We start from the raw sequence: 11662 nt of genomic DNA on the forward strand, positions 1-11662 counted from the left end.
TATCACTGGAAATATGCTTGCGATGTGATAATTTAAAAATGTTTAACTGGAAAAATCGAAAATGAGGTGGGATGTTCATGTCGGATTATTCAGTTGTTTTAGCGATTGGCAGTTTGCTAATCCTTACTTATTTTATTGGCTATACTATTATTAAACATTAAACCCTATCTAGCAGACAAAATGTCTGCTCTTTTTTTTGCTTAAAAGGCTGTAAAAAGTTTAATAAAATGTATGTATATGGGAATAGATATGTACGTAAGTGAAAATAGGGGTGGGAAAATTGGAAAAATATCGAATAGAAAAGGATACAATTGGTGAAATTCAGGTTCCAGTAGATAAATTCTGGGGGGCACAAACACAGCGGAGCAAGCAGAATTTTAAAATTGGCAGTGAAAAAATGCCGATGGAACTTATTTATGGCTTAGTACGGATAAAAAAGGCGGCAGCCATGGTGAATGCACAATCCGGAAAGCTTAGCCAATCCAAAATGGAGGCTATAAAAAAAATAAGTGATGATATATTAGCTGGAAGCTACGATGACCATTTCCCGTTAGCCGTATGGCAAACTGGCAGTGGTACGCAATCCAATATGAATGTGAATGAGGTAATTGCCAACAGGGCTAATTCTTGGCTGGCCGAACAGGGGAACAACGAACGGATCCATCCTAATGATGATGTCAACATGTCGCAAAGCTCTAATGACACGTTTCCAACGGCTATGCATATTGCAGCCTACGTCCAAATTGTAAAAGACCTTATTCCAGCGATCCAAACGTTGAAGAATACACTGCTAGAAAAAGAAAAGGAATTTTCTTATATTGTAAAAATTGGAAGAACTCATTTGCAGGATGCAACCCCACTGACATTGGGGCAGGAAATTAGCGGCTGGAGATTTATGCTAGAGAAAAATGAAAAACTAATTTCTGAAGCATGTAAGTCATTATTGGATTTAGCCATTGGAGGGACAGCAGTTGGAACTGGAATCAATGCGGGTCCGGAATTTGGCGAGAAAGTAGCTGAGCAGCTTTCAGCTTTAACCGGATATCAATTTCAATCCTCAGAAAATAAATTTCATGCTTTAACCAGTCATGATGAGCTTGTTTTTGTGCATGGGGCTTTAAAGGCTTTAGCAGCAGATTTAATGAAAATTGCCAATGATGTGCGCTGGCTAGCAAGCGGACCTCGGAGTGGAATTGGAGAAATCTCTATTCCGGCAAATGAACCAGGAAGCTCTATTATGCCGGGAAAAGTGAATCCAACACAAAGTGAGGCAATGACCATGGTAGTATCACAAGTTTTTGGAAATGATGCTACCATCAGCTTCGCAGCATCTCAAGGCAACTTTGAATTAAATGTGTTTAAACCAGTCATTATTTATAACTTCATTCAGTCTGTTCGGCTTTTGGCAGATGGAATTCTTTCCTTTAATCAACATTGTGCAGTCGGAATTGAAGCAAACGAGGCGGTAATCAAGCAGCATGTAGAGCGCTCGCTAATGCTAGTAACCGCCCTGAATCCATACATTGGCTATGAAAAGGCCGCGCAAATTGCCAAGCTTGCTTTTAAAGAAAACACTACTTTAAAGGAGGCAGCACTGAAAACCGGCTTTGTTACGGAGCAGCAATTTGATGAATGGATCAAGCCGGAAAAAATGGTGTAAGACAAGGAAAGCCCCCGCCAAGAGTGGAGGGGGCTTAAGCCATATTATGAATTTGGTATGAACTAAGTTTACTTAAAGATTAGCGTCCGAAACCGCCAAGTTGAGATTCAGCCATAGAAACTAGACGCTTAGTAATTTCTCCACCTACAGAACCGTTAGCACGAGAAGTAGTGTCAGCTCCAAGGTTTACACCNNATACTTCATTTGGTTAAGTGCTTCTTGAACTCCTGGTACTAAAAGTTGGTTAGAGTTGTTGTTACTTGCCATAGTTGATAACACTCCTCTTAATAAATTTGGGGTTAGTATGGAATTGAACCATATAGATAAACTATTGCCGCCTTGGCCTAACCCATAATTTAAGTTTTGAATGAATGGTTGGATGAACCGGATTTGCACCGGTTATAACCCTTGTTGGTTTCATCCATCGGTGTGTAATTGCTGTTTGTAATCTTTATTATGATTCAATCACGAGGAGTTATTCGGAAGTTCTATTAGTAATTTATTCCACTACATAGGGTCTTTTTTTCAACACAAACTATGAGTAAACATAAAGCAGTAGGTGAGAATGATGTCAATATGTCCGGTTTGCAATGGTTGGCGTGTGATTAATTTAGGTTGTTCAAATTGTGGAGAATCGATGATGGATTCAGGGAGATTAATGGATTTTTATGACGATTACAGTCCATATATGGAGATTGATTTAATGAAGCTGGAGGATGGTTATCCTGATACCCATTCAGCGCATAAATGTCCACATGTCTATCAATGTCCAAGATGCTTTCACGAAGAAATTATTTTTATAAAAGAATAGGCCTCGTTTTCAAGAAACGAGGCTTATCTTTATGACCTTATTCAGTCTCAGGACGTACACGGACTTCTGTATCTGCATCAAAGAAATGAGCTTTATTTAAATCAAAAGCAAGATCTACTTTATCGCCAGGTTTAACATCACTGCGTGAATCAAGACGTGCTACAAAATCTTGTCCTTCAACGCTGGAGTAGATCATTAACTCAGCACCGGTTAACTCAGCAACATCAATATTAGCAGCGATAACAGTTCCAGCGGAAGCATCAAGGAAAACAGGCTCATCATGGATATCCTCTGGACGAACTCCAAGAATCATGGATTTGCCAATATACCCTTGTTCACGAAGGAATTTCATTTTTCCTTCTGGTACCACAATGGTCGTGTTCCCGATAGCAAATTTGCCATCTTGAAGCGTTCCCTTAAAGAAATTCATTGCAGGTGACCCAATAAAACCACCAACGAAAACATTTTCCGGCTTTTCATATACTTCTTTAGGAGATCCTACTTGTTGAATGATACCATCTTTCATGACAACGAGACGAGTGGCCATAGTCATAGCTTCTGTTTGGTCATGAGTTACGTAAATAGTAGTGGTGTTTAAACGGCGATGCAGCTTGGCAATTTCAGCACGCATTTGTACACGAAGCTTGGCATCAAGGTTAGATAATGGCTCGTCCATTAAGAATACTTTGGCATCACGGACGATTGCCCGACCCAATGCAACACGCTGACGTTGACCACCAGATAGAGCTTTTGGCTTCCGGCTTAGATAAGCTTCCAAGCCTAGAATCTTTGCAGCTTCTTTCACACGGCGATCAATCTCATCTTTCGCAAATTTACGGAGCTTTAATCCAAACGCCATATTATCGTAAACTGTCATATGTGGATAAAGAGCATAGTTTTGGAATACCATCGCGATGTCACGATCTTTCGGAGCTACATCATTCACTCTTTTTCCATCGATGAAAAAATCACCTTTAGAAATTTCTTCAAGTCCGGCAATCATTCGAAGTGTGGTTGATTTTCCGCATCCAGAAGGACCAACAAATACAATAAACTCTTTATCATCAATGTGTAGGTTAAAATCTTTAACTGCCGTTACTTTATTATCGTAAATTTTATAAATATGATCTAATTTTAATTCAGCCACTTTCATTTCCTCCCTGATCACTTAATGATTTTAGTTTACAGGGGTGGGTAAAAAAACCATATAGACAGGTTGCACAAAAAATGAAAACGCTATTTTAGGCAATTTGTCAGGATTCTTGTTCAAACAGTTGACAAGCTAAAAATACTGTAAATGCGCCGTAAAAATCCTTTAAATCGATACCAGTTTTTTCAACAAATTTATCAAGACGATATTGCAGGGTATTGCGGTGAATATACAATTTTTTTGCTGTGAGACTGGCATTTGAATTATTCTCCAAAAACACTTTAATGGAATCAAATAATTCAGGATCATGCACAAAGAGTTCGATCATGTCTTTGCTAATCTTTTGCTTCAACTCTTTTGGTAAATGAGCAGCCAAATAAGCTGGAAACACTCTTTCATAGGTAAGAATAGGTGTGTTCACTATCCTTTGGATGCCAAACTGGAAGAAGTCCTTTTCTTGAAGGAATTGATTGGGCAGTTCTGTTGAAAAGTAGTAAAGCTTGCCAATATAGAATGAAGTTTTTATGAAAAAGTCACTCTCTAACGTTTCCGAAATCGATACTAATTCTTCATCGGAAAGTGAAATTTGTTTTTTTGCTTCAACCACTACCCCATCTGTACTACTTTCCCAAACAATCACTACATCCTCAACAAAAAATCCTTTTAGGGCAGCTTCAATCTCCTGGTGATCAATTGCATTCCCATTAATATGGAACTGTATAAATCGATATTGACCATCAAAGGCTTGCCTCGGTACCGGACCGTTTTGCAGTAAAAAACGATGCCAATCTTCACCTAATGAAGATTGAGAGGGGTGATATTCCACCAGTTCAAACAGTGTATTCAACAAATGAACTTCTTTGTCGCTAACCATCTCTTTTGGTATAGAAATCCATTGATTAGATGAACCATCGAAAAAGACAAAATGGGATTCTAAAGGTTTCTCGGGCAGGCTGGTGAGTAAGTATGAATTTTTATATAAAGATAATAATTTTTTTAACATCATCATTCTCCATTATGATTCCTATTGTATTCATTATAACAGGTATGCAAGATGATAAAAAAATAAAAACTGAGCGAGTGAATCTGCTCAGTTTAGTCGCATTCATATGGAGGTTGTTCTTCAGTCAGATCACGCGCCTCTTCAATGTTGGTCGTTTCCTGGCGTGCGTGCACCGACCCACCGGACATGCCTTCATTAATCATTCTGTCTATATCAATGTATGCTTTATCTCTGCCCTCAAAGGCGGATCCATCATTGGTGAGTTTCTCTTTTTTTTCATTCATTTGCATTCATCCTTTCGAAATAACTAGCATTAGTTTTCCGAAAAGGATCATGTTTCATACAAAAATGCGATTACTCATAAACATGGTAGAGCATTAATTCGTGTATTTGACTGGTTAAAGCCTCCATTTCATCCTGTTCCGGGACTGTAGAGGTCCATTCAATTTTGCCGGTTTGGTGATAGACCCCAGTATACCTCTGTTTTTTATGATAGAAAGAAATGTTCCAGCCGGGAATTTCCTTATTTTCAAATAAAGGTTTAAACTGAAAGTGCATAATCATGTTTTCATCCCCCTCATTCAGCATTCGTTAAGTTAAGATTACCTTGTTTGAGAGAGGATTTAAATAGTATTTTTTTGGTTAGGTCGAAATTTTGTCAGCTCCTGGAACAATTGACATAGCCGCTCTATTTTGACTTCTTCAATTTCCGGTTCATCAAAGCTCATTGGTTTGGAGTTGACCTCGTAAATATAGTACTTTCCGTTTTTACTGATTCCTGCATCGATTGAAAATTCCCCGAAGTACCCTTTTTTTTCTGTCAAAGCTTCTCCAATTGGTTCGATAATCCGTTCTATAAATTCTTCATGGAAACTTGATCTTATCAAATGATAGGGAAGCAGCTTCCCACCTGCAGGTATATGCGTGGTAATTCCCTGATCCTGTGATTGTCTGATTCCGATTCCAGTTAAGGAGTAAACCCCATTCTTTACATGAACAAGAATGCGAAAATCATAGCGATTTCCCTCGTATTCCGCGGAATGAATATCTTCCTGGGCTAAATAGGGATTGTTTAGCAGGTGTTCCTGCCATTCCTGCCAAAATAGCTGAAAGGATGGAAAATGGGTAAGTAAATTTTTTGTTCCTTCTACATGTATCTGATCTTGCAAAAGCTTGATTCGATAAATCCCCTTACCCTTGGAAGCACTAGCAGGTTTTAGGTAGATACTTTTGTGCTTTTGTAAAAATAAAAATAGAGCATGCTCTTGTTGGACAAGGATGGTTTGGGGTAAATATTGTTTTAAGAAGGGGTGGTCTTTAAATAGGATATAAAGCTGATATTTATCAATAAAGCTTGGATTGAAAAAAGGGATCTTTCTTTCTATTAATGTTTCAATGAAGCGATGAAACGCCTTGGTTTGTTCCACCTTACGAAGTGGAATCCGATTATAAACGAGATCAGGGAAGGGAAATATCTCTTTTTTCCAAAGCCCGTCTTTCGGGTCAAATTGATAGCCGGTAATCTGGTCTTCCCCAACCCCCTCAAGGGTAAAAATAAAGCTTATTCCATTTTGTGAAATAAGCTTTTTCTGCAGCCTTTTAAAGAGAGAGGCATTACCAGCAATCGTCCCATCTGATTTGGTTGCCGTCATAATTCCAATAAGCGGTCGTACATTCTGCTTCATTTAAATAGCTCCTCAGGGTGGAGGAGAGACTGTTCTGTCAAAAAGATGGCAAAAGCCAGTGATAACTTTCTCGTTAAAAAATCAAAATGCTTCAGATCTGGGTGACTGAAGATGGACCTTCCTGGCTTGGAATTTGCTTCAAAGAGCCAAATCTCACCATTACGGTCAATTCCTAAATCAAAACCAATTTCTCCAATAATGCCTTCAATATTTTCTTCCAGTACTTTGCTTAATTGAAGAGCTGCCTGGGAGAGCTTTTCAATATATTCTTCACAGTCCTCTTTTGAAAAAATTTCAGATAATGTCGTGATTCTTCCGCCGTTCCGCTTATGGGTCGTCACACTACCAGTGCCAGCTATTTTCGCGGCAATGGCTGAGACCTGCCAATTTCCGAAGTCATCTTTATTGGTGTGAACCCGAAAATCTACGGCCTGTTTTTCGATTCGCAGTAAGTGAATGCCTTGCTGTACCAGCATATTTTCTAATGGCTTATTAGCAAAAACCCATTTAAATAACAGCTCAAGACTAGGGAATTTCCGAAGTCGATTGATTTCTTCCTGATCCTGGTAACGACAGTAATATTCGTCGGAATGTTTGTCATAAATAATCTGGTGGATTCCTAAGCCAAGACTGCCGTTTTTTGGCTTAATATAGACATGCCCATACTTAGACAGCATCGTTTCGATTAATGAAAATGAGGTAAACGGATGACTTTCTGGTAGATATCTCTCAATGGAAGCATCTTGATGCAATCTTTCATAAATTTCCAGCTTATTGAAAAAACCAGGGTTATACCATGGAATCAAATATTCCGTTTGAAGGCGTTCCTTGACTCGTTGCAATTTTGGAATACTTTCACTTCTCCGATTGGGAAGGCGGTCATAGATGACATTTGGAAAAGGTACCACCATTCTTTTCCAGGCATTGTCATGAAAAAAAAGTCCTTCTATCGTTCCCTGTTCCCAATCGATATCCGGCTCACCAAAAAGAAAGGCAAACGCTCCAACTGTCTTATTGAGAGATAACAGCTTTGAAAAAAATTCAGTCCTTTCACCAAGGGGCTGCTCCTGTTCTTGGGTAAACCCGGATGTGAAGATGCCGACAAGGGGACCTATATACAGTGTTTGTTGATCCGTAAAAACATGTAAGGATATCGGTAGATTTGGGATAGTAAGCTGCTTTTGAATGTCCCGGCTAATGACGATACAATTATTTTTATCTGGATGGGGGAGAAATTCCACCTCAAAGGACTTGGATCCAAAGGCAATACGAGTTAGTTGTTTGTTTTGAATAATTGAGGGAGGGCAAAAGACGATCTGTTGGTCGTTTTGCACAATTTCAATGAGATAGCGTTTTCTCATAAAAGGTCTTCCTTTCTGTATGACCTGTCTGGGCAAGATGCCTGGCATAGAGAAGGGGAGCACGGTAAAGCTGAGTGGATATTTCCGGTCGAGTTTGCAGAATCACCTTTCTACCAGGTTTGGAGTTCATATCAAGAATCCAGATTGATCCGTTTTTAGCGATGCCGATGTCTATGCCAAGCTCAAATAATGGTAAAAATTGATGCTCCAGCAAATGTGGCAGCTCATTCAGAATGTAATCAATTTCTTGATGAATAAATTCCGTTTTACCGGATAGAGAAGATGCCCAATCCATATAAGGTATAACGGTACCACCTGCACTTAAATTGGATAACACCCCGCCGGAATTTCCGATTCTAACCCCTCTACCCATCTCACCCCAAATTCCATTTTCGTTTTTTTGCAGCAATACGCGAACATCAAATGGCTGCAAAGCACTATTCGATAACTCCAGGTAGGGCTGTAACAGGTACTTGTGCTGAGCAATTAAGGTTTTTAACCAATGCAGAAGTTTTCGTTCATTTGGAAAGATGCGTGATATGATTTTCTTGTTCTTTTCCGTTTTAACATGATAGCTTTTTTCGTTTAGTTTAATATAGTAAATTCCATAGCCTTGTGAGCCATTGACAGGTTTAATGATCACCTTTTTCATTTTCTTCAACGATGCCAAGACCATCTCCGGCTGGGCAACTAATTCTGTTGAAGGCAAATAGGCAGACAAAACAGAGGTTTTTAGTGTCTCGTAAAGCTCATGTTTATTCGGTAATCCATAGCCTAAAAAAGTAATATCATTTCTGCTTTTTAACCAGGATACGACCGGCAAACATTTTTTTGAATGCTCGTCATCTCCGTAATAGCAACGATCATAAAGAATGGCGGGAATGGGAAACTCGGTGTCCTCCCAAATTCCGGTTTGGTTATTGAATTTTCTCCCATTTACTTTTAATGAATGTGGATTGATTTCATACGGAATAAACCGGTAGCATTCAATCCCACATTGTTCGGCGTGCCGCGCCATCTCTGTAATATAAGAAGCTTCACTATCTAAATGCAATGACATGATTCCCAATGCTATCAATTTTTTCTACCTCATTTTCAACAGTTATAGTCAAAAGCTAATTTTGTACAAAACCGAATGATGGCCTTTGCAGAAGGCCTGATTTTACCGGTTGGTTCATCGTTAAATTTAGAGGGCTTTGAGTTTACTTCAATTAACCATGGTTTGCCGTTTAGGTCCACACCAATGTCAATTCCCAATTCACCTGTAATCCCCTTGGAACGCAATCCGGTTATTTGAGCAATCCTAAGTGACAATTCTTTTATCATGTCTAGAGCTTCCAAGGCTTTTTTGGGCCCGAAGCAAAACCTTAATACCTCCAAAGGTTTTGTGGTGGTTCCACCTCTTGCAATATTGGAGACGATCTCGTTCTCTGCCCCGACTCTGGCAACAATCGAAGTAATAACCCACTGATGCTCATGATTTTTATGGCATAGTACTCTAAAATCCAAGGGATTAGAATCTATTGTGACGAGGGAAAGACCTTCTTGGATAATATAAATTGGCTTACCCAGTAAACTGAGAATTTTTCGATAGAGCTGATCAAATGGTAAATTTTGTTCCGTTCGATTCATAATGGAGGTCTGAAAGGAATAATGATTAGAGGTGGACTTCTCGATTTTGGTAATATGTCTTCCTTGGCTGCCATGAATTGGTTTGATAAAAACAGTATCATATTGCTGTACGAATAGTTCGAAGCTCTCTTTTGATAAAATTTGTGTTTCAGGAAGATAATTTTGTAGGTGTGGCTGTTCTCTAAGCCACTCATTTACCTCCCATTTTGAAAAGAATCGATCATTAAAAAGCGGGATCACCTGTTGTTCCAGCCCTGTACGAAACTTCTTAAATCTCGGTATTTGTTCAAGTTTGCGGGAGGCACGATTATAAATCACATCGGGTGAAGGAAGTTTGGCCGACAGCCATTTGCCTTCTTCATAGTAGTAACCAGTCTGGGCATATGATTCACAAGAAAAAACGTAAAAAAAACCGCCCTTCTCAGAAACTACTTGATGAAGTTCTTCGCAAAATTGCTGTAATCGAGAAAATGGTTTTTTTTCCGTCGGGGAGAATTCCATAAGCAACCCAATGATTGGTCCTAGTTTCATTGAATGGCTGGATGAATCATATTTTGTGAGAAATTGATATTTTTTTATTGGCAGTGATAGTTCAATGAAAATTTTTTCAGACATATGGATTTCATTGCCAAGCATTGGCTTAGTATGAACACTGACCTGAATTGAAGACCTTCCCAGTATAAGTGTTAATTCCGTCTCTATTTGCAATTGTTTGTATAATTGTTCAGATAATTGGATGTAGCACTCATCTACCTGTTTTTGAGGAACAATGGTGACAGGGATTAATGGAACAGACATAATCACTCCTCATTTATTTAAGTATAGGCATTTGCTGATATAGGTATGGTATGAAAATACAGGATAGAAGGTGAATTGAACATTCTCGCAATCAAGCGAATAGTTTGTTATAGTTGGGAAGAATTGTATTAAAAAAGGAGTGGACCTACAAATGGCAGTTAATTTATATGATTCTGCATATGCATTAGAAACGGCAATTCGCCAAAGTGATGAGTATAGACAATTACAGCAAGCTTATAATGAAGTGAACGCGGATCATCAGGCAAAGCAAATGTTTGATCACTTCCGGCAAATTCAATTAAACCTGCAGCAAAAACAAATGATGGGACAAAATATTTCCGAACAAGAGGTCCAACAGGCTCAGACTACTGTGGCACAAGTTCAACAAAACGAAAAAATTTCCCGCCTTATGCAGGCAGAACAACGCATGAGTATAATTATTGGAGAACTAAATCAATTAATCATGAAGCCTCTTGCTGAGTTGTATGGCGAAGTTTAATCTTAAAATCTAGTCCATCTTTCACTGCCCTGTTCTATAAATAAGTGAGGTCACATAAAACTGATATAGGAGTAACTTCACGAAGAACAGGGGGCAACAGGATGATTTACCGCATGCTAGCATTGAATATTGACGGCACGCTGTTACAAACCAATGGCCGAATGCACAAGGCAACAAAAGATGCCGTTGAATATGTACAAGGGAAAGGGATTTATGTAACACTTGTTACGTCACGCTGCTTCCCATCTGCCCAAAAGGTGGCAAAGGCGTTAAAGATAAAATTACCGTTAGTTACCCATCAAGGAGCCTATATTGCTGCTCCTGATTCTGAGCCACTTTTTGTTAAGCGGATCAATGAAGAAATCACCTATGATACGGTCCAATTACTTGAGACCTTACCTTGTCAAATCCGGCTTGTGCATGAGGAATTTTCCTTAGCGAATAAATTTAAATTGCATAATAATCTTCTGGCTAAAACGGTGTTTACCTCGGGGGATCCAATGTTCTATTCTCAGCAATTTGTGCCAACCCTGAGTGAATATTTACATGAACAAAAAGTGGCTCCTCCTAAAATTGAGGCCTATTTTGAAAAACCAAGAGACCTGGAGGATGCAAGAACGGCAATCGAAAAGATGTTTACCGAAATTCAGGCAATTAAGCTGGATTCCCTGCGTTTAGATATTGTACCTGCAGGCGTATCCAAACTGGATGGCTTGGCTCATTTGGGAAGCCATCTTGGCTTTGCGCTGAAAGAAATGGTCTATATTGGGGATTCCTTGGATGATATCCCGTTAATTGAAGCGACAGGTCTAGGTGTCTCCATGTGGAATGCTGGCTATGATGTTAAACGGGCCTCCGACTGGGTCACACGTTCGGAAAACGAACAAGGCGTTGCCTACATGGTAAAAGAACACTTCCGAAAGCAACAGCCAATCGAGTTTTTGCGGAAAATGAAAATTATTAAAAAGTAGTTATTATGAAAAATACCATGGGTGTGTAGGCCTGTGGTATTTTTGTTTGGAAATCAAAGGGCAAACTTCGGACAAGGCAAGGCGAAAAAAGC

12 protein-coding genes and 1 pseudogene are annotated in these 11662 nt (G+C 39.2%); 4 read left to right on the forward strand and 9 right to left on the reverse strand.

The genetic code is table 11. From position 1 onward, the window contains the following. The first annotated feature begins 280 nt into the window (after positions 1–280). Positions 281–1660 (forward strand): class II fumarate hydratase, encoded by a 1380-nt coding sequence (gene fumC / locus V7083_RS19355; RefSeq protein ID WP_335480987.1) that lies wholly within the window; start codon positions 281–283, stop codon positions 1658–1660. Positions 1661–1739: 79 nt separating this feature from the next. Here the strand turns inward: fumC and V7083_RS19360 are convergent. Further along, positions 1740–1927, reverse strand: a pseudogene (locus tag V7083_RS19360) (small, acid-soluble spore protein, alpha/beta type). Between the two features lie 301 nt (positions 1928–2228). Between V7083_RS19360 and V7083_RS19365 the strand changes: the two are divergent. Next, positions 2229–2471 (forward strand): hypothetical protein, encoded by a 243-nt coding sequence (locus V7083_RS19365; protein ID WP_335481013.1) that lies wholly within the window; start codon positions 2229–2231, stop codon positions 2469–2471. Positions 2472–2508: 37 nt separating this feature from the next. On the opposite strand, the gene V7083_RS19370 is transcribed toward V7083_RS19365, so the two are convergent. The 8 genes from V7083_RS19370 to V7083_RS19405 all read right to left on the reverse strand — a co-directional run bounded on the left by V7083_RS19370 (position 2509) and on the right by V7083_RS19405 (position 10100). Next, positions 2509–3618, reverse strand: coding sequence for an ABC transporter ATP-binding protein (locus V7083_RS19370; protein ID WP_335480989.1), 1110 nt, complete (start codon positions 3616–3618; stop codon positions 2509–2511). Positions 3619–3724: 106 nt separating this feature from the next. Continuing rightward, a complete protein-coding gene (locus V7083_RS19375) occupies positions 3725–4624 on the reverse strand; it encodes a PucR family transcriptional regulator (RefSeq protein ID WP_335480991.1) in 900 nt (299 codons plus the stop codon). 92 nt (positions 4625–4716) lie between these two features. Beyond that, positions 4717–4908, reverse strand: a complete 192-nt coding sequence (locus V7083_RS19380; RefSeq protein WP_335480993.1) for a hypothetical protein — start codon at positions 4906–4908, stop codon at positions 4717–4719. Positions 4909–4978: 70 nt separating this feature from the next. Continuing rightward, positions 4979–5188 carry a YheE family protein gene (locus V7083_RS19385; protein ID WP_335480995.1) on the reverse strand — a complete coding sequence of 70 codons (210 nt, stop codon included), beginning with the start codon at positions 5186–5188 and terminating at the stop codon, positions 4979–4981. A gap of 59 nt (positions 5189–5247) precedes the next feature. After that, positions 5248–6309, reverse strand: coding sequence for a YheC/YheD family endospore coat-associated protein (locus V7083_RS19390; protein WP_335480997.1), 1062 nt, complete (start codon positions 6307–6309; stop codon positions 5248–5250). Beyond that, positions 6306–7670, reverse strand: a complete 1365-nt coding sequence (locus tag V7083_RS19395; RefSeq protein WP_335480999.1) for a YheC/YheD family endospore coat-associated protein — start codon at positions 7668–7670, stop codon at positions 6306–6308. Before V7083_RS19395 ends, V7083_RS19390 begins: the two co-directional genes overlap by 4 nt. After that, a complete protein-coding gene (locus V7083_RS19400) occupies positions 7648–8748 on the reverse strand; it encodes a YheC/YheD family endospore coat-associated protein (RefSeq protein WP_335481001.1) in 1101 nt (366 codons plus the stop codon). The genes V7083_RS19395 and V7083_RS19400 overlap by 23 nt, the downstream gene beginning before the upstream one ends. A gap of 17 nt (positions 8749–8765) precedes the next feature. After that, complete coding sequence (locus V7083_RS19405) at positions 8766–10100, reverse strand: YheC/YheD family endospore coat-associated protein (RefSeq protein ID WP_335481003.1); 1335 nt, start codon at positions 10098–10100, stop codon at positions 8766–8768. A gap of 151 nt (positions 10101–10251) precedes the next feature. On the opposite strand from V7083_RS19405, the gene V7083_RS19410 reads away from it, so the two are divergent. Further along, complete coding sequence (locus V7083_RS19410; protein WP_335481005.1) at positions 10252–10599, forward strand: YlbF family regulator; 348 nt, start codon at positions 10252–10254, stop codon at positions 10597–10599. Between the two features lie 101 nt (positions 10600–10700). Then, positions 10701–11570: a Cof-type HAD-IIB family hydrolase gene (locus V7083_RS19415; RefSeq protein WP_335481007.1), complete on the forward strand. Its 870-nt coding sequence runs from the start codon at positions 10701–10703 to the stop codon at positions 11568–11570. Positions 11571–11662 lie beyond the last annotated feature (92 nt).

This window comes from Bacillus sp. JJ1764, from assembly GCF_036962145.1.
In the GTDB taxonomy this organism is placed as follows: Bacteria; Bacillota; Bacilli; order Bacillales; family Cytobacillaceae; genus Neobacillus.